The 17089-nt window shown below is 70.4% G+C and carries 18 protein-coding genes; 13 read left to right on the forward strand and 5 right to left on the reverse strand.

The annotated features are described in order from the left end of the window. Positions 1–32: 32 nt before the first annotated feature. Together OC372_RS15155 and OC372_RS15160 are read right to left on the reverse strand one after the other, a co-directional pair. Positions 33–752 (reverse strand): SDR family NAD(P)-dependent oxidoreductase, encoded by a 720-nt coding sequence (locus OC372_RS15155; protein ID WP_262002574.1) that lies wholly within the window; start codon positions 750–752, stop codon positions 33–35. Beyond that, entirely contained in the window at positions 749–1642 is an 894-nt protein-coding gene (locus OC372_RS15160) for a dihydrodipicolinate synthase family protein (protein ID WP_262002575.1), read from the reverse strand. The genes OC372_RS15155 and OC372_RS15160 overlap by 4 nt, the downstream gene beginning before the upstream one ends. 136 nt (positions 1643–1778) lie before the next feature. Here OC372_RS15160 and OC372_RS15165 point away from each other — a divergent pair, with 136 nt between their 5' ends. The 5 genes from OC372_RS15165 (at position 1779) to OC372_RS15185 (ending at position 6999) form a co-directional block, all read left to right on the forward strand. Continuing rightward, entirely contained in the window at positions 1779–2696 is a 918-nt protein-coding gene (locus tag OC372_RS15165) for an SMP-30/gluconolactonase/LRE family protein (protein ID WP_262002576.1), read from the forward strand. Further along, positions 2693–3337 (forward strand): bifunctional 4-hydroxy-2-oxoglutarate aldolase/2-dehydro-3-deoxy-phosphogluconate aldolase, encoded by a 645-nt coding sequence (locus OC372_RS15170; protein WP_262002577.1) that lies wholly within the window; start codon positions 2693–2695, stop codon positions 3335–3337. Before OC372_RS15165 ends, OC372_RS15170 begins: the two co-directional genes overlap by 4 nt. A gap of 109 nt (positions 3338–3446) precedes the next feature. Next, positions 3447–4910, forward strand: coding sequence for an ABC transporter permease (locus OC372_RS15175; protein WP_262002578.1), 1464 nt, complete (start codon positions 3447–3449; stop codon positions 4908–4910). A gap of 59 nt (positions 4911–4969) precedes the next feature. Further along, positions 4970–5695 (forward strand): ABC transporter ATP-binding protein, encoded by a 726-nt coding sequence (locus tag OC372_RS15180; RefSeq protein WP_262002579.1) that lies wholly within the window; start codon positions 4970–4972, stop codon positions 5693–5695. Positions 5696–5748: 53 nt separating this feature from the next. Then, the gene (locus tag OC372_RS15185; protein ID WP_262002580.1) at positions 5749–6999 is read left to right on the forward strand and encodes an FAD-binding oxidoreductase; all 1251 of its coding nucleotides are present in this window, start codon (positions 5749–5751) and stop codon (positions 6997–6999) included. 50 nt (positions 7000–7049) lie between these two features. On the opposite strand, the gene gndA is transcribed toward OC372_RS15185, so the two are convergent. Together gndA and OC372_RS15195 are read right to left on the reverse strand one after the other, a co-directional pair. Continuing rightward, a complete protein-coding gene (gndA, locus tag OC372_RS15190) occupies positions 7050–8498 on the reverse strand; it encodes an NADP-dependent phosphogluconate dehydrogenase (RefSeq protein ID WP_105710899.1) in 1449 nt (482 codons plus the stop codon). A gap of 56 nt (positions 8499–8554) precedes the next feature. Continuing rightward, positions 8555–9445, reverse strand: coding sequence for an NAD(P)-dependent oxidoreductase (locus OC372_RS15195; protein ID WP_105710898.1), 891 nt, complete (start codon positions 9443–9445; stop codon positions 8555–8557). Between the two features lie 99 nt (positions 9446–9544). Here OC372_RS15195 and OC372_RS15200 point away from each other — a divergent pair, with 99 nt between their 5' ends. The 7 genes from OC372_RS15200 to OC372_RS15230 all read left to right on the forward strand — a co-directional run bounded on the left by OC372_RS15200 (position 9545) and on the right by OC372_RS15230 (position 16058). Continuing rightward, positions 9545–10603 carry a D-2-hydroxyacid dehydrogenase gene (locus tag OC372_RS15200; protein ID WP_262002581.1) on the forward strand — a complete coding sequence of 353 codons (1059 nt, stop codon included), beginning with the start codon at positions 9545–9547 and terminating at the stop codon, positions 10601–10603. A 55-nt stretch (positions 10604–10658) separates the two neighbouring features. Continuing rightward, a complete protein-coding gene (locus OC372_RS15205) occupies positions 10659–11447 on the forward strand; it encodes an IclR family transcriptional regulator (protein WP_105710896.1) in 789 nt (262 codons plus the stop codon). Between the two features lie 131 nt (positions 11448–11578). Further along, positions 11579–12997 (forward strand): MFS transporter, encoded by a 1419-nt coding sequence (locus OC372_RS15210; protein WP_105710895.1) that lies wholly within the window; start codon positions 11579–11581, stop codon positions 12995–12997. Continuing rightward, positions 12994–13779: an SDR family NAD(P)-dependent oxidoreductase gene (locus OC372_RS15215; RefSeq protein ID WP_262002582.1), complete on the forward strand. Its 786-nt coding sequence runs from the start codon at positions 12994–12996 to the stop codon at positions 13777–13779. Before OC372_RS15210 ends, OC372_RS15215 begins: the two co-directional genes overlap by 4 nt. Positions 13780–13820: 41 nt before the next feature. Continuing rightward, complete coding sequence (locus OC372_RS15220; protein ID WP_262002583.1) at positions 13821–14510, forward strand: fumarylacetoacetate hydrolase family protein; 690 nt, start codon at positions 13821–13823, stop codon at positions 14508–14510. A gap of 13 nt (positions 14511–14523) precedes the next feature. After that, positions 14524–15564: an alcohol dehydrogenase catalytic domain-containing protein gene (locus tag OC372_RS15225; protein WP_262002584.1), complete on the forward strand. Its 1041-nt coding sequence runs from the start codon at positions 14524–14526 to the stop codon at positions 15562–15564. Then, on the forward strand, positions 15561–16058 hold the full coding sequence (locus OC372_RS15230) for a gluconokinase (RefSeq protein ID WP_262002585.1): 498 nt from the start codon (positions 15561–15563) through the stop codon (positions 16056–16058). Before OC372_RS15225 ends, OC372_RS15230 begins: the two co-directional genes overlap by 4 nt. A gap of 23 nt (positions 16059–16081) precedes the next feature. Here the strand turns inward: OC372_RS15230 and OC372_RS15235 are convergent, their stop codons facing one another. Next, positions 16082–16207: a hypothetical protein gene (locus tag OC372_RS15235; RefSeq protein WP_258134167.1), complete on the reverse strand. Its 126-nt coding sequence runs from the start codon at positions 16205–16207 to the stop codon at positions 16082–16084. Between the two features lie 224 nt (positions 16208–16431). On the opposite strand from OC372_RS15235, the gene OC372_RS15240 reads away from it, so the two are divergent. Next, positions 16432–17043, forward strand: a complete 612-nt coding sequence (locus OC372_RS15240) for a 50S ribosomal protein L25/general stress protein Ctc (RefSeq protein WP_029262568.1) — start codon at positions 16432–16434, stop codon at positions 17041–17043. Positions 17044–17089 lie beyond the last annotated feature (46 nt).

Below are 17089 nucleotides of genomic sequence, written 5' to 3' on the forward strand. Positions count from 1 at the left end.
ACGCGGCCTTCTTCGTCGTGTGGACTGCGGGATCAGAGCCAGCGATCCCGCAGGACCGGCTTCAGCCAGGCTGCGGGGGACGAGATCGAGAGGCCGCCGTCGACCGCGATGGACGTTCCCGTGACGAAGGAGGCGGCGTCGGAAGCGAGGAATGCCACGACCGAGGCGACCTCCTCCGGTCGGCCGATGCGTCCGAGGGGGTAGCCCTCGCTCTCACCGGTGTCTGCGGCTGAGATGCTGCCCGGCTGCACGGCGTTGACCCGGATGCCCCGAGGGCCGTTGTCGAGCGCGAGCTGCCGCACGAGGCCGTCCACGCCCGCCTTGGCGGCTGCGTAGGCGGCCAGGGCAGGGGCGGCGAGCGAGGAGTTCACCGAGGTGACCGCGACGATCGACGACCCGCGGGTGAGGCGGGGGAGTGCCGCCCGCGCCACGAAGAACGCCGAGTCCAGCGTCGCGCCGAGCGCTCCGCGCCAGTCTTCGTCGCTCGTGGCCTCGGCACGCCCGATCGGCATGCGGCCCGCGGCGAGCACCACCACGTCGAGCCGGCCCAGCGCCAGCTCGGCGTCGGCGACGGCGCGGTCGGCGGCCTCCGGCGCGCTGCAGTCCGCGACCAGGTAGCGCTCGAAGACCGGGTCCGCCGAGTCCTCGAGCCCCACGCCGACGACGGCGTCTCCGCCGTCGACGAAGGCGCGGGCGATCGCGAGTCCGATGTCGGAACTGCCGCCGATCAGCAGCACGCCGCGGCGTGTCACACGCGCACCGTGGCGGGGATCGGGGGCAGGGCGAGCTCGTCGATCACGAGCTTGACCGAGGCGCGGCTGCCCGCGTCCAGGCGCGATGCGGGGTAGCGCACCGTGGCATGGTCGATCACGCCGCGTGCGACGAGCACCTCCTTGTGCACCGCCCAGGCGATGCCTCCCTGCAGACCGATGAGCACGAGAGGGAGCATACGACGGAACTCGGCACGCGCCTCCTCGACGCGCCCCTCGGTGAACAGCGCGAGCACGGGGCCGAGCAGGTCGGGGAACTCGCAGGCCGGCATCGTGCCCACCGCGCCCCTGGCGTACTCCTCCAGGCAGAACTGGGCGTTCTGACCGCCGAGCACCGCGAAGTCGGGGTCCTCGATCGCGGCGACCACCGCTCCGACCTTGGGGGCGGTCGGCGGCGCCTCGACCTTGACGGAATCGACGCCGTCGAGGCGGGCGATCTCGGCGATCAGGTTCGGCGCCATGGCCACGCCGGTGACACCGGGCGCATCTTGCACCATGACGGAGAGCGAGGTCGCGGCGGCCACGTCGCCGTAGAAGTCCACGAGCGTGCCGGCGGGCGGCTTCACCATGAACGGCGGGAGCACCATGAGGGCATCCGCGCCGCCCTCCTCGGCGAGGAGGGACTGCTCGATGGACGTCGCGGTGGAGGTGCCGTTGACGCCGGCGATCACGGGGATCCGCCCGTCGACGACCCGGACGACATCGTCGAGGATCGTGCGGCGCTCCTCCGTCGTGAGGGCGAAGCCCTCGCTCGCCATCCCGAAGACGGCGACGCCGTCGACGCCGGAAGCGAGCTGGAACTCGACCAGTCGGCGCAGGCACGCGCGGTCGAGGGCGCCCGTCTCGTCGAACGGAGTCGCCAGAATGGGCATCAAGCCGTGGAGTGTCGGAGCCATCAGCTGTTTCCCCGCTTCATCATCGTGTGTCCACATTTCTCGCAAGTGTTATGCATATTGTGAGATAGTCTGCCACATAACGGTTACGAGCTACCAGCGAAGGATGATCCGGATGTCGCACACCCCGCCCTCCCGAACCGTCGAGATCCTCTCCGACGCCCGTTACGTGCAGGCCGAATCGCCGCGCTGGGACGGTCGCGACGGCGGCCTCGCCTGGATCGACATGGCCACCGGGTCGCTGCATCGCGGTCGACTCGAGTACGGCAGGGTGATCCCCGAGACCGCGGTCGTCATCGGTGCGCAGATCGGAGCCCCGATCCCGCTCGCGGAGCCGGGTGCCGGATGGCTGGTGGGTGTCGATCGCCGCGTGGTGCACATCGGCGACGACGCGGTCGTCACGGCGCTCACTGGCGACGTCGCCGCACCGGGCGACTACATGAACGACGGCGGCGGCGACCCCTCCGGCCGCTTCTGGGTGGGCAGTCAGTCGATGCCGCGGGATCCCCACTGCACGCTGTGGAGCATCGGCGCCGACGGCATCCCCGTCGCGCGCCTCGACGGTGTGACCGTGTCGAACGGCCTCGCCTTCGATCCGACGGGAGCCACCCTCTACTACATCGACACCCTGCCGCACCGCAGCATCGAGGCCTTCGACGTGGCCCCCGACGGCACGCTGTCGAACCGCCGCACGGTGTGCCGCGTCGATGGCGGCAACCCCGACGGCATGACCATCGACCTCGACGGCAACCTCTGGGTCGCGGTGTGGGACGCCGCCGAAGTGCGTCGATACTCGCCCGAGGGCGAACTCCTGGAGACGATCGCCCTCCCGGCGAAGCGACCGACCGCGGTCGCCCTCGTCGGAACGGTGCTCGTGATCACGACGGCGAGCATCGGACTCGCAGCACCCGGAGAGGCCGACGGCGCGCTGCTCGGCGTGCAGGTCGACGTCGGCGGGATTCCGGCGTGGCCATGGGCGGGTGAGGCGCCCGTCCAGCACGGTGCCGGGTCGATCGCGGAGGCGGCGCTGTGAGCACCGTGGACAACGCGCAGCTTCGGGAGCGGCTGCGGACCGCGCGGCTCGTCGCGATCCTCCGGGGTACCGACGTCGATGCGACGGTGGCCGCGGCGCGCACGCTCATTGATGCGGGCGTCGTGACGCTGGAGATCGCCCTCACCCTGCCGGACGCCGAGGAAGTGATCGCCCAGGTCGTGCGGGATGCTCCGGACGAGGCGCTGATCGGCGCCGGCACCGTGCTCAGCGAGGCCGATGTCGAGCGCGCAGTAGCGGCCGGAGCGCAGTTCATGGTGACGCCCACCCTCAGCGCCTCGGTCGAGTACGCGGTCGCGCAGGGGATCGGCGTGCTCCCCGGGGTGTACACGCCCACGGAGATCCAGCGCGGTCACGACCTCGGCAGTGCCGCGGTCAAGCTGTTCCCCGCGTCGGCGCTCGGAGCCGGCTTCATCCGCGCGGTGCGCGATCCGTTCCCCGATGCGCGGATCATCCCCGTGGGCGGAGTGAGTGTCGACACCGTGGGCGAGTACCTGGCCGCGGGGGCGTTCGGCATCGGGGTCGGCGGACCCCTCGTCGGCGATGCCGCGACGCCCGGCGGCGATCTCGCGGCTCTCGCCGTTCGCGCCCGATCGTTCGTGGAGGCGCTGCACGGCGCCTGACCCCCGGTCACCCGTTCCATAGGTTCCTCATCACCCGTCCCTCGATCTCGCAAATGCGCGCTTCCTAACGTCGATCTCACCCCGCGATGGCCGCGGCGGAAGGAGAGAGATGTACGGAACGTATCTGCGGCGGGAACTCGCCGGCCGAAAGAAGCAGACGCTGATCGTGGCGGTCGGATTGGCGATCGCGATCGCCCTCGTGATCGTCGTCAACGCCCTGACGACCGGCGTGAGCGATGCGCAGACGCAGGCGCTGGAATCCGTCTACGGTGTCGGCACCGATCTCACCGTGACGGGGGCGGCCACCGAGCCCGGCGAGGGCGGAGGGCCCCGCTTCGACTTCGACGCGAACGCGGGGGAGACCGATGGTGAGACCACCACTCTCGCGCAGTCGACGCTGCGGACGGACTTCCTGCGCGGCACGCTCGACTCCTCGGTGCTCGACACGGTTGCATCCACGGAGGGTGTCGCAGCAGCCTCCGGTGCGTTGAGCCTCACGAACTCCACCTTCTCCGGTGAGATGCCCAGCGGCGGGTTCGCTCCGCAGGACGACGGGCAGGGAACCGCCCCCGAAGAGGGGCAGGCGCCCTCGGAGGGCGGACAGGGTGGCGGAGGATCGTTCGGCGTCGACTCGTTCTCCGTGCTCGGGATCGATCCCGCCGCGACGGCGATCGGCCCGCTCGCCTCGGCCGAGGTGACCGAGGGACGCGGATTCGACGCGGACGACGGCGATGCCCTCGTCGCCCTCGTCGACGGCACATACGCCGCGACGAACGAGATCTCCGTCGGCGACGCCATCGATGTGGCCGGCTCCGACGTCGAGGTCGTCGGACTCCTCGACTCGACCTCGGACAGTGCGGACACCGCGGCGAACGTCTACCTGTCGTTGAGCACCGCGCAGACCCTCGCGGGAGTCGAGGACGTCATCTCCACCGTCTACGTGCAGGCCGACTCGGCTGCGTCGATCGACGCCGTGCAATCCGCGCTCGCCGACGAGCTTCCGGAGGCGACCGTCACCTCGCAGTCCGAGCTCGCATCGACCGTCTCCGGATCACTCTCGAACGCGAGCGCCCTGATCACGAACCTCGGCACGTGGCTGTCGATCATCGTGCTCGCCGTCGCCGTGCTGCTCTCGGTGCTCCTCACCCTGTCGGGCGTCGGACGTCGCACCCGGGAGTTCGGCACGCTCAAGGCGATCGGCTGGTCGAACCGCAGGGTCGTGCGCCAGGTGGCGGGCGAGTCCATGGTGCAGGGGCTGATCGGTGGGGCCGTCGGGCTCGCCCTCGGTGTCGCCGGCATCGTGGTGATCAACATCCTGAAGCCCACTGTCGCGGCGAGCGGTGCCGGTCAGGGCCCCGGCGCCGGCGGCATGGGCGCCGGCCCGACCGGGGGCGTGGGTGGGATGGTGCCGACGCCGCAGGCGGCCGACATCGTGCTGCAGGCGCCGTTCACACCCTGGGTGCTGGTGGCAGCGGTGGGTCTCGCGGTGCTCGGCGGTCTCGTGGCGGGTGCATTCGGCGGTTGGCGCGCCGCGCGTCTCAGCCCGGCGGAAGCACTGCGGTCGGTCGCATGATCCCGTCCGGCATCGGCGACAGCGGCCCGTCCACAGCGGCATACGAGAAGGAGAAGCACATGACCATGGCAGACATCGTGGAGACCACAGGGGGTCCGGAGCAGGATCGACCGCTCTACCGCGCGGCAGGAGTGACGCGCACCTATACGCAGAAAGGACGCATCGTGAAGGCGCTGACCGGAGTGGATCTGCAGATCCTGCCCGGCGAGTTCGTCACGATCCAGGGCCCGACCGGGGGAGGGAAGTCGACGCTGCTGCAGCTGCTGGGCGCGCTCGACACTCCCGCCACCGGTTCGCTCCTGCTCGACGGTCGAGAGCTGTCCTCGGCGTCGGCGAAGGAGCTCGCTCGCATCCGTGCCGAGGAGATCGGCTTCGTCTTCCAGGGGTTCAACCTGATCCCCACGCTCACCGCCGCGGAGAACGTCGACATGGCGCTCGAGCCGTTGCACCTCGACAGGGAGGAACGGCGGAAGCGGGTCGCGGCGGCGCTGTCGCACGTCGGTCTCGACGACCGCGTCGACCACCTGCCCACCGAACTGTCGGGCGGGCAGCAGCAGCGTGTGGCGATCGCGCGGGCGATCGTGAAGCGCCCCCGGGTGCTCCTCGCGGATGAGCCGACCGGCAACCTCGACGAGAGCATGCGGGACGAGATCCTGACGCTGCTCCAGTCCCTGTGCGCGGAAGGCATCACCATCATCGTGGTCACCCACGATTCGGCGGTAGCCCGGCGGGCGACTCGACGTCTGCGCCTGACGAAGGGCGTCGTGCAGGACATCACGAAGTAGGACGGTGCGGAGGACGGGGGCACGATGTCGGCGGCTCTGGCTACCATGTCGCCATGGCTGACAGCGCTGGTGCTCCCGTTCCTTCCGTCCACCGCCCCTCCACCGTCGACGAAGTCGCCGAGGTCGTGCGACTCGCCTCTCGCGAGGCCGTCCCCTTGACCGTCGTGGCCGGCGGGCACGGGCCGTGGTCGCACGCCCCGGCCGAGGGGATCCATCTCGAACTCGGCGGTCTGTCGGGCATCGAGGTCGACGGCACCACCGTGCGCATCGGTGGCGGCGCGGTCTGGGGCGATGTCGCCACGGCCCTCGCCGCACACGGTCTCGCGCTGAGCTCCGGCGACACCGCTTCGGTCGGCGTCGGAGGGCTCACGCTCGGCGGCGGAATCGGATGGATGGTGCGGGCCTGGGGTCTCGCCGCAGACCAGTTGATCGGCGCGCAGGTCGTCACCGCCTCGGGCGAGGTGGTCGACGCATCTTCCGAGACGAACCCCGAGCTCTTCTGGGCGCTGCGCGGCGGTGGCGGCAACTTCGGCGTGGTCACGCGCTTCGAATTCGCCGCGCATCCGCTGGCCGGGATCGCCTTCGCCGAGAGTGTGATCGACGGTGATGCGACCGCGGTGCTGCGTGCCGCGCGCGATCTGCTCCGCGACGCTCCGCGTGAGCTCACGGTCACGTACATGGACGTGCCGCCGATGGACCCGAGCGCACCGGCGGGAGCGCGCCTGAGCGCGGTGTGGGCGGCACCGGAGCCCGACCGCTTGCGCGCCGTGTGGGAGCCGATCTCCGCGCTCCCCGGCGTGCAGACGCAGGTGACGACTCCGCCGTATCGCGAGGTCCTGATGGAGATGCCCCAGCCCGAGGGGGATGACGCGCCCGCCCCTCCCGGCTTCCTCGGCGGCAACGGGCTCTACGCCGAGCTCGATGACGCGCTGATCGAGCGGCTCGTCGCGTTCCGGCGCACGTACCCGGCCTCGGTGGTCTTCCTCCGGTCGCTGGGCGGCGCGTTCCACGACGTCGCGCAGGAGGAGACGGCGTTCCCGGCGCGTGCGGCGAACTGGTTCGTGATGGCCGGGGCGTTCGACATCCCCGGCATGCTCGACGAGCAGACCCGTTCGGCGATCGACGCGGACGGCGAGGGCATCCGGGCCGGTCGCCTGGCCGAGTACGGCAACTTCGCCGACACCGAGCGGCCGGATGCGGTTCCGGGGATGTTCTCGGCGGAGGCGCTCACGCGGCTGCGCGCGACCAAAGCCGCGTGGGATCCGCAGAACATCTTCCGGCGCAACCACAACATCCTCGTGTGATGCACGAAGGGCCGGACACCTCGCGGTGCCCGGCCCTTCGTGAGGAGACGTCAGTGCGTGTCTTCCGCCTCGATCTCGGTGCGGTCGCCCGACCACAGCGTGTGGAAGGTGCCTTCCTTGTCGATGCGCTTGTAGGTGTGCGCGCCGAAGAAGTCGCGCTGCCCCTGCACGAGCGCGGCGGGGAGGCGGTCGGCACGGATGCCGTCGTAGTACGACAGCGACGACGAGAACGCCGGCGCCGGGATACCGGCCTCGGCGGCCGCGATGACGACTCGGCGCCAGGCGGCCTGGGCGCGGGTGATCGCCTCGGTGAAGTACGGGGCGGTGAGCAGAACCGGCAGCTCCGGCGTCTCGGCGTAGGCGTCGGCGATCCGGTTGAGGAACTGGGCGCGGATGATGCAGCCGCCGCGCCAGATCTTGCTGATCGCGCCGAGGTCGATGTTCCAGCCGTACTCGGCGGCGCCGGCGCGGATCTCGTCGAAGCCCTGCGAGTACGCGACGATCTTCGAGGCGTAGAGGGCGAGGCGGACGTCTTCGATGAACGCGTCGGTGTCCTCGACCGAGAACTCCTCCTCCGGGCCCGGCAGGTCGCGGGAGACGGCGCGCTGCTCGGGGTGCGAGGAGAGCGAGCGGGCGAAGGTCGCCTCGGCGATGCCCGAGACGGGGACGCCGAGCGAGAGCGCGGTCTGCACCGTCCACGCGCCGGTGCCCTTGGCGCCGGCCTGATCCAGGATCACGTCGACGAGCGGCTTGCCGGTCTCGGCATCCACCTGGCGGAGCACCTCGGCGGTGATCTCGATCAAGTACGACTCCAGCTCGCCACGGTTCCACTCGGCGAAGATCTCCGCGATCTCCGCGGGGGTCTTGCCCGTGCCGCGGCGGATCAGGTCGTACGCTTCGGCGATCAGCTGCATGTCGGCGTACTCGATGCCGTTGTGCACCATCTTCACGAAGTGTCCGGCGCCGTCGTGGCCGACGTGCGTCACGCAGGGCTCGCCCTCGGCGACCGCCGCGATCGAGCGCAGGATCGGTCCGAGCGTGACCCAGGACTCGTCCGAGCCGCCGGGCATGATCGACGGGCCGAGCAGGGCGCCCTCCTCGCCACCCGAGATGCCGGCGCCGACGAAGTTGATGCCGGTCTCGCGGACCGCCTTCTCGCGGCGGATCGTGTCGGGGAAGTACGCGTTGCCGCCGTCGACGATGATGTCGCCCGGCTCGAAGACCTCGACCAGGGAGTCGATCACGGCGTCCGTCGGGCCGCCGGCCTTGACCATGATGATCGCGGTGCGCGGCTTCTGCAGCGAGTCCGCGAACTCCTGGTAGGTGCGGGCCGGGACGAAGCCGGCTTCGGGGTGCTCGTCGAGGAGCGTCTGGGTCTTCTCGTAGCTGCGGTTGAAGATCGCCACGGTGTTCCCCTCGCGGCTGGCGAGGTTGCGGGCGAGGTTCGATCCCATGACGGCGAGTCCGACGACTCCGATGTTCGCTGATGCTTCGGGCACAGAAGGCTCCTCGAGGGTGAAGAAGGGGTGGTTTCAGCGTATCGCTGTCCGGGAGGTCAGTGCTCGCCTGTGTCACGCGACGCGATGAACCGCCGGGACACGGCGATGTCGCGGTCTCCGAGGCCCGCGGCCACCAGCTCGTCGAACGCGGCGCGCAGGGTGGGAAGGAGCACGGGGGAGGTGCCGGTGGCCTCGGCGATGTCGGCGGCGAAGCCGAGATCCTTCACCATGTACTGCGCGACGCCACTAGGGGAGTCGTCGCCCGTGACGAGCTTCTCGCGTCGGCTGTCGAGCAGTCGCGAACCCGCATAGCCGCCGGAGAGCAGGGACCAGAGGGCATCGAGGTCGAGTCCGGAGCGGTCGGCGAGCACCGTGGCCTCTCCGAGGGCCAGGATCGTCGCGGACACCACCAGCTGGTTGCAGGCCTTCGCGACCTCGCCGGCGCCCAGCGGCCCGAGCAGGACGGGGGTGCCGCACGGGGCCAGCACCTCGGCCGCGAGGGCCGCATCCTCGGGATCGCCGCCGAGCATGATCGAGAGGGTCCCGGCGATGGCCCCGTCCTCGCCGCCCGAGACCGGGCAGTCCACGACTCGCACCCGTCCGTCGGTCTGCGCGCCGATGCGCTGCGCGAGCGCACGGACGGCCGGTGCCGACGAGGTGGATCCGATCATGATGAGCAGCTCGCCGGCGTCCGCGAGGAGTCCATCCGGGCCGTCGAGCATCGCCTCGAACGGGGGAAGATCCGGCAGCATCATCAGGAGGACGTCTACTCTGGAGGCGAGTTCGCGCGGCGTCTCCGCCCAGTCGGCTCCAGCTGTCAGCAGTTCCGGCTGCGGGCGGCGGGCGTGGATCACCAGTCGGCCGTGCGCGGCGAGCAGATGGTCGGCCATCGGGCGGCCCATGGCGCCGAGTCCGACGGCTCCGACGGTGACGGATGAGATGTCCATGGGCACACCGTAGCAACAATCCAACGGAGAGAACAGTGTCCAACGGGATGGATCTGAGCTAAAGTGAGGGATTCCAGATTTCCCGAGGAAGGGATCAGCATGACGGGGACCGAGAAGAAGCTGCGCGCCGTCGTGACGGTACCGCTGCGCGAAGACCTCTGCCGGCTCATCGAAGAGCTCGAGCCTCGCGTCGAGGTGGTCCGCGATCACTCGCTCCTCCCGCCGATGCGGGGGCCTGCGGATTGGTCCGGCGACCCGGACTTCGCACGCACCGCGAGCGAGCAGCAGGCCTTCGACGAACTGGTCGACTCCGCCGACGTGCTCTTCGGCATCCCCGATGTGGACGCCGCGGCGCTCGCCCGCACAGTGGCGGCGAACCCGCGACTGCGCTGGGTCATGACGACGGCGGCGGGCGGCGGGGCGGCGGTCAAGGCCGCAGGGCTCGACCGCGCAGACCTCGATCGGGTCGTCTTCACCACCAGTGCGGGCGTGCACGGCGGGCCGCTGGCCGAGTTCGCGGTGTTCGGCGTGATGGCGGGAGCGAAGAACCTCCCTCGCCTCCTCGCGGATCAGAGCACCCGCACCTGGCCCGACCGCTGGGAGATGCGGCAGCTCGACGAGATGACCGTGCTGATCGTCGGCCTCGGCGGCATCGGCGCGGAATGCGCGCGGCGCTTCCATGCCCTCGGTGCGAGGGTGTGGGGCACGACGAGGTCGGGCGAGCCGGTCGCCGGCGTCGATCGCCTGGTGCGGCTCGACGAGCTGCGCGACGCGGTGGCCCACGTCGATGCGATCGTGGTGACGCTGCCCGGCACCGCCCAGACCCATCACCTGATCGGTGCCGACGTCCTCGCTGCGGTGAAGCCGGGGGCGATCATCACCAACGTCGGTCGCGGCTCGGTCGTCGACGAGACCGCCCTGCTCGCGGCTCTCGACGACGGTCGGATCGCGTTCGCCGCTCTCGATGTCTTCGAGCAGGAACCGCTCGACGACGCGTCGCCGCTGTGGACGCACCCGCACGTGCTGGTGAGCCCTCACACCGCGGCGCTCAACTCGAAGGAGGAGGAGCGGATCGCCCGACGCTTCGCGGAGAACGCGGCGCGCCTGCTCGATGGCGAGCCGCTGACCGCCGTGGTCGATACGGTCGAGTTCTACTGATCCGCAGGCGGGTGCGCGTGCACCCGCGGCCCCACCGACGGCGGAAGGCGCAGCCATGGACGACGACACCCGCGAGGGGCGCGATCCCGCGCCTGCCGTCACCCGCAGCATCCGCCTGCTCGGCCTCCTCGCCGACGCCGGTGGCCCCCGGACACTGACCGAACTCGCCGGCGAACTCGGGCTGGCGAAGTCGTCGACCGCGAATCTGTGCCTCGCTCTCGAGGCCGGGGGCATGGTCGACCGCACGCCGCAGGGCTATCGTCTGGGAGTGCGCACCGCCGAGCTCGGGGGTGCGTTCGCGGCGCAGTTCAACCAGGTGCGCGAGTTCTACAGCGTGTGCGAGGCTTCGCCGCAGCTGGCTTCCGAGCTCGTGCAGGTCGCCATGCTCGACGGCACGGATGCGCTCTACCTCGCCAGGCACGAGGGGTCACGGTCGCTGCGACTGGGAACCCCGCTGGGCTCGCGGCTCCCCGCGCCGCTCTCGGCCACCGGGCGCGCGCTGCTCGCCGCCATGACCGATGCCGAGGTCATCGAGCTCCTCGGCGAGGACGCGGTCTTTCCGTCGCTGACGGAGCGGAGCGCGACGACCATGGCGGGGCTGCTGGAAGTGCTCGCCACCGCCCGTCGGCGGGGCTGGGCGCTGGATGCGGAGGAGTCCTTCCGCGGCATCGTCGGCGTCGCCGTCCCGCTCGAGGGCTGGGCGCCGACCGATCCGCCGCTGGCTCTCGGCGTCGCCATCCGCGCCGCCGAGGCGGACTACGAGCGCATCGAGCGCGTGGGCGAGGCGCTGCGCGCGGCTGCCGCGGCGTTGACGAACCCCTTCAGCACCGCCGTTCGTCGCTGACTCGTTCCGCGCTGCCGCGTCCTGCGCGCGGTCTGTCCTTCCGTGCGTCGAAACTCGGTCCAAAGGGTTGAACGCAATCCAACGGGCTGGTACAGTCGGGGTCACGCCGCAGGCGAAGCCGATCGAAGGAGATGGCAGTGACCGACCACCGCACCTCAGCACGCGCAGTGTCCGATGACCCGGAGTACGCGGCGAATCTGCGCCGCGCGACGCTCGCGTCCAGCATCGGCAGCGCGCTCGAATACTTCGACTTCGCGCTCTACGGGCTCTCGACGGCATTGATCTTCAACGTCCTGTTCTTCCCTCAGGACGACCCCGCCATGGCCACGGTCGCCGCGTTCGCGACCTTCGGCGTCGGCTTCCTCGCGCGACCGTTCGGAGGCCTATTCTTCGGCGTCCTGGGCGACAAGCTCGGGCGCAAGTGGGTCCTGGTCGCCACGATCGTCCTGATGGGCGGGGCATCGACCGCGATCGGTCTGCTGCCCACCTACGAGGCGATCGGGCTCTGGGCCCCGATCCTGCTGGTGCTGATGCGCCTCCTCCAGGGCTTCGGTGCCGGTGCCGAGCAGGCAGGCGCGACGGTGCTGATGGCCGAGTACGCGCCGGTCAAGCGACGTGGGTTCTTCTCGGCCCTGCCGTTCGTCGGCATCCAGGCCGGAACCCTGCTCGCCGCGGTCGTCTTCGGGCTGATCACGCTGCTCCCCGAGGACCAGCTGCTGAGCTGGGGATGGCGCGTGCCGTTCCTCGCCTCGTTCGCGCTGATCCTCCTCGCCCTGTTCATCCGGATGCGGTTGCGCGAGACGCCGACCTTCGTCGAGCTCGAGAAGCACGAGCAGATCGCCGATCGCCCCATCAAGGAGATCTTCACGCACGGCCTCCCCGGCGTCATCGTCGGCATCGGTCTGCGGATGGCCGAGAACGGCGGCTCCTACATGTTCCAGACCCTCGGTCTCGCCTTCTTCGTCACGGTGGTCGGGGACAGTGCCGACAAGAGCCTGCTCACGTGGGGCGTCACCCTCGGATCGCTGATCGGCGTCTTCTCCGTGCCGTTCACCGGACACCTCTCCGACCGCTTCGGGCGCCGTACGGTGTACCGGTTCGGAGCCGTCTTCATGCTCGTCTACACGTTCCCCGCGTGGTGGCTGCTGTCGCTCGGGAACTACGCCGTCGCCATCGGCGTGATCGCGATCGGCATCGGCGTCGCCGTGAACAGCATGCTCGGACCGCAGTGCGCCATGCTCCCCGAGCTCTTCGGCAACCGTCACCGCTACCTCGGCGTCGCGATGGCTCGTGAGATCTCGGCCGTGCTCGCCGGCGGCCTCGCCGGTGTCCTCGGTGCGTACCTGATCGCGGTGAGCGACGGGAACTGGGTGCTCCTGGCGATCTACATGGCCGTGCTCGCCATCATCACGACCGCCTCGACGTTCCTCGCTCCGGAGACGCTCCGCCGCGATCTCACCCGCATCGACGACGCGATCAAGGTCTCCCGCGAAGAGGGCGGCGACGACGTCTTCGCCACGACGGTCTCGATCAAGGCCGTCGGACGGTGAGCGCCGTGCCTGCGGGCCTCGCCCTCTTCGACCTCCGCGGCCGCACGGCGCTCGTGACCGGATCGAGCCAGGGCATCGGCCGGACCCTCGCGGAGGGACTCGCCGGAGCGGGTGCGACCGTCGTGGTCCACGGACGCGATGCCGCGAAGGCCGCGGCGGTCGCGGCCGAGATCACGCAGGGCACGGGGGTCGTGGCCCACAGCGTCGTCTTCGACGTGACCGACGCCGCGGCGGTGGATGCCGGGATGCGCGAGGTCGAGCAGCTCATCGGCACGCCGGACATCCTCGTGAACAACGCGGGAGTCCAGCGCCGGGCGCCGATCGCGGAGTTCGCGGACGAGGACTGGGATGCGCTCGTGCAGACCAACCTCTCCAGCGTCTTCCACCTGTCGCGCCGTGTCGCCGCCGGCATGATCGCCCGCGGTTCGGGGAAGATCATCCAGATCGGCAGCGTGCAGTCGCAGCTCGCGCGCCCCTCGATCGCCGCGTACTCGGCGACCAAGGGCGCGATCGTGATGTTCACGAAGGGGCTCTGCGCCGATCTCGCCCCGCACGGCATCCAGGCCAACGCCATCGCTCCCGGTTACTTCGCGACCGCTCTCACGCAGCCGCTCGTCGATGATGAGGAGTTCTCGGCATGGGTCCGCGGACGCACTCCGGCCGGACGCTGGGGCGACACCCGAGACCTCGTCGGCGCTCTGCTCTTCCTTGCCGGCGGGGCGAGTGACTTCGTCAACGGCCAGACGCTCTTCGTCGACGGCGGCATGACGGCGGTCGTCTGATGAGGCTCGGTCGAGTCGCGTCCGCCGCAGGCCCCCGGTGGGTGCGTGAGACGGACCACGGGCACATCCCGATCTCGGACCCGTTCCTCGCGTTCGCCGAGGGTCGCGCCCCGGATGACGAGGGTGACGCCGTCGAAGGAACCGTCGTCGCGCCGGTCGACCCCCTCGTCATCGTCGGGATCGCCCAGAACGGCCCCGACCACACCTCGCCGGTGCAGGCGTGGCTCAAGAGCCCGCGGACCGTGATCGGAAGCGGAGCGGAGGTCGCCCTGCGGCGCGATGCGGGCGCCCCGGTGGCCGAGGGCGAGATCGCCGTCGTGATCGGCCGGGCGACCCACGGATTGACGGCTCAGAATGCCCACGAGTATGTGCTCGGCGTCACGGCCGTGAACGATCTCTCCAGCCCCGACCGCGCGCACAGCGATCCCCGCAACTTCGAATCCAAGTCGGGGGAGGGATACACGCCACTCGGCCCGTGGATCGATACCGCGGTGGGGATCGACGACGTCGACCTCGACGTCGAGGTCGACGGGCTCCTCGTCGCCCGGACCGGGAGCCGGCAGCTGCCGATGCCGATCCGAGACTGCCTCGCGTATGTCGCGGCGTGGTCCGTGCTGGGGCCCGGCGACGTCGTGATGACCGGCGCCCCGCATTCGCAGGCGCCGGTGCATCCCGGCCAGCGCGTGACGATCAGGGTGGCCGGAGTCGAGCTCGTCACGGCGTTCGTCTGACCGAGGAGGAGACATGGTGGACAATCTCGCCGTGGTGGCCCACGCCGCCGACGATCTGCGGATCGAAGACATCGGTGCTCCCGCGCCCCGCTCCGACGAGGCGGTCGTCGACGTCGCCTACGGGGGCATCTGCGGCTCCGACCTGCACTACTTCCGGCACGGTGCAGCCGGGGCCTCCGTGCTGCGCGAGCCGATGGTCCTGGGGCACGAGGTCGCGGGCGTCGTGGCCGTCGCGGCGGCGGACGGGTCGGGTCCCGTCGTCGGAACGGCTGTCGCCGTGCATCCCCTCACCGCGCACGGCGACGGACGCACGCCCTGGCCGTCGGATCAGCCGAATCTCGCCCCGGCTTCGACGTACCTCGGCTCGGCGATGCACCTGCCGCACACGCAGGGAGCGTTCGCACGCCGGGTCGCGATGCCCACGCGCATGCTGCACCCCCTGCCCGCCGGACTCGATCTGAGAACCGCCGCGCTGGCCGAGCCTGCAGCCGTCGCCTGGCACGCCCTGCAGCGCGCCGGCGATGTGCGCGGGCGTCGTGTCGTGGTCATCGGCGCAGGGCCCATCGGTCAGCTGGTTGCCGCGGTCGCCCAGCGCGGCGGGGCGGCGTCCGTCACCGTCACCGACCTGCAGCAGCGTCCGCGCGAGATCGCCGAGGCGCGCGGCATCCGGTCGCTCGATGCGAGGGCCGAGGCGGAGATCGCTGAGCTCCACGCCGATGTCGTGGTCGAGTCCAGCGGCACCGTGCCCGGTCTCTCGGCCGCGGTCTCGGCGGCGATCCGTGGCGGAACCGTCGTGCTGCTCGGCCTGCAGCGCGGGGGAGACGTTCCGGCACCCCTGGCCACGGCGATCACCCGTGAACTGACGCTCCGCGGCTCGTTCCGCTTCGGTGACGAGTTCGACGACGTCATCGCCGCCCTCGCCGACGGCAGCCTCGACGTGCGCGGTATCATCAGCGAGGTGCTGCCGGTGGAGGATGCTCACGATGCCTTCGCGCTGGCGGCCGATCCCGCGAGCTCCTGCAAGGTGCTCATCGACTTCGGCCTGGAGATATGAGTGTGCGCATCGTCGTGATGGGTCCCAGCGGCTGCGGCAAGTCCACCGTCGGCAGTGCGCTCGCGGAGAGCATGGGGGCGCGCTTCATCGACGGCGATGACCTGCATCCGCTGACGAACGTCGAGAAGATGGCCGCCGGCATCCCGCTCGATGACGCCGATCGGATGCCGTGGCTTCGCACGGTCGGAGCGACGCTCCACGGCGAGGACCGGATCGTCATCGCCTGCTCCGCGCTGCGTCGTCGCTATCGGGATGCGATCCGCGAAGAGTCGCCGGATACGTTCTTCGTGGAGTTGGTGGTGGATCGCGCCACTCTGGAGGCGCGGCTGACGCAGCGCGCAGAGCACTTCATGCCCGCATCCCTGCTGGATTCCCAGCTGGAGACTCTGGAGTCGCTGCAGGACGGTGAAGTCGGAGTCCGCGTGTCTGCGTCACTCGCTCTGGATGAGGAGCTCCGCCTCATCCGCGATGCGGTGCAGGCGTCGGCTCTCTGAAACCGCGGCGGTCTGAGCCGCGTTCAGTCCTTGCGGTAGCTCGAGCGGCCCATGGCGAACAGTGCGATGAACGACGTGACGGCCGCGCACACGGTCATGGCGCCGATCAGCCAGAGGATTGCGTGCGAGAGGAAGGCGCCGTCGAGCATGGGGGTTCTCCGTGTTCTGCAGAAAAGGACCGGGTGTCCTCAGCCTATCGGGTCATCCGGTACCATTGAGGCTGTACCTCGGCGAGGGATGCTTCTGCGCGTGCGCGTTCATCCGTTATCGACGCGGCGAAGCAAGCCCGGTGGCTTTCCTCCTGCGTCAGCGAGTTCGACAATTCCAAGACCACCGCGCGGCGCCTTCGCTGCGTGCCCCGAAGGAGAACCCCATGTCTGAAGACACCAAGGTCCAGGCCGAGCTCCGCGAGAGCTTCGGCAAGGGCTTCGCCCGCCGCCTCCGCGCCGCCGGCAAGATCCCCGCCGTCATCTACGGCCACGGCACCGAGCCGGTGCACGTCGCGCTGCCGGGCCACCAGGTCTCGCTCATCATCCGCCGCGCCAACGCGCTGCTCGAGCTCGACATCGAGGGCAAGGGCCAGCTCGCCCTCGTCAAGGACGTCCAGCGCGACCCGGTGCACCAGATCATCGAGCACATCGACCTGCTCGTCGTGAAGAAGGGCGAGAAGGTCGCGATCGACGTGCCGATCATCGTCACCGGTGAGTCGGCTTCCGGCACCATCGTGAACCTCGACGCGACCACGCTCTCGATCGAGGCCGAGGCCACGCACATCCCGCAGAACATCGAGGTCTCGGTCGAGGGCCTGGAAGAGGGCGCGCACATCACCGGCGCCGACGTGAAGCTCCCCAAGGGCTCCACGCTGCTCTCCGATCCCGAGGTCCTCGTCGTCGCGATCTCCGTCCCGGCCGCACCCACCGAGGATGACGCCGAGGGCGAGAGCACCGAGGCCGCCGAGGCTGCCGAAGAGGCTGCCGCGGAGTGATCTCCGACTGATTCATCACAGAGGGGACGCGATCCGATCGCGTCCC

The organism is Microbacterium sp. Mcb102 (assembly GCF_024519805.1).
Classification (GTDB): Bacteria; Actinomycetota; Actinomycetes; order Actinomycetales; family Microbacteriaceae; genus Microbacterium.

Coding starts and splice junctions, on each gene's coding strand:
- OC372_RS15175 (WP_262002578.1), top strand. CDS start 3,447: ATGTACGGAACGTATCTGCGGCGGGAACTCGCCGGCCGAAAGAAGCAG.
- OC372_RS15195 (WP_105710898.1), bottom strand. CDS start 9,445: ATGGACATCTCATCCGTCACCGTCGGAGCCGTCGGACTCGGCGCCATG.
- OC372_RS15200 (WP_262002581.1), top strand. CDS start 9,545: ATGACGGGGACCGAGAAGAAGCTGCGCGCCGTCGTGACGGTACCGCTG.
- OC372_RS15160 (WP_262002575.1), bottom strand. CDS start 1,642: ATGCCCATTCTGGCGACTCCGTTCGACGAGACGGGCGCCCTCGACCGC.
- OC372_RS15240 (WP_029262568.1), top strand. CDS start 16,432: ATGTCTGAAGACACCAAGGTCCAGGCCGAGCTCCGCGAGAGCTTCGGC.
- OC372_RS15235 (WP_258134167.1), bottom strand. CDS start 16,207: ATGCTCGACGGCGCCTTCCTCTCGCACGCAATCCTCTGGCTGATCGGC.
- OC372_RS15205 (WP_105710896.1), top strand. CDS start 10,659: ATGGACGACGACACCCGCGAGGGGCGCGATCCCGCGCCTGCCGTCACC.
- OC372_RS15180 (WP_262002579.1), top strand. CDS start 4,970: ATGACCATGGCAGACATCGTGGAGACCACAGGGGGTCCGGAGCAGGAT.
- OC372_RS15165 (WP_262002576.1), top strand. CDS start 1,779: ATGTCGCACACCCCGCCCTCCCGAACCGTCGAGATCCTCTCCGACGCC.
- OC372_RS15185 (WP_262002580.1), top strand. CDS start 5,749: ATGGCTGACAGCGCTGGTGCTCCCGTTCCTTCCGTCCACCGCCCCTCC.
- OC372_RS15225 (WP_262002584.1), top strand. CDS start 14,524: ATGGTGGACAATCTCGCCGTGGTGGCCCACGCCGCCGACGATCTGCGG.
- OC372_RS15210 (WP_105710895.1), top strand. CDS start 11,579: ATGGCAGTGACCGACCACCGCACCTCAGCACGCGCAGTGTCCGATGAC.
- OC372_RS15230 (WP_262002585.1), top strand. CDS start 15,561: ATGAGTGTGCGCATCGTCGTGATGGGTCCCAGCGGCTGCGGCAAGTCC.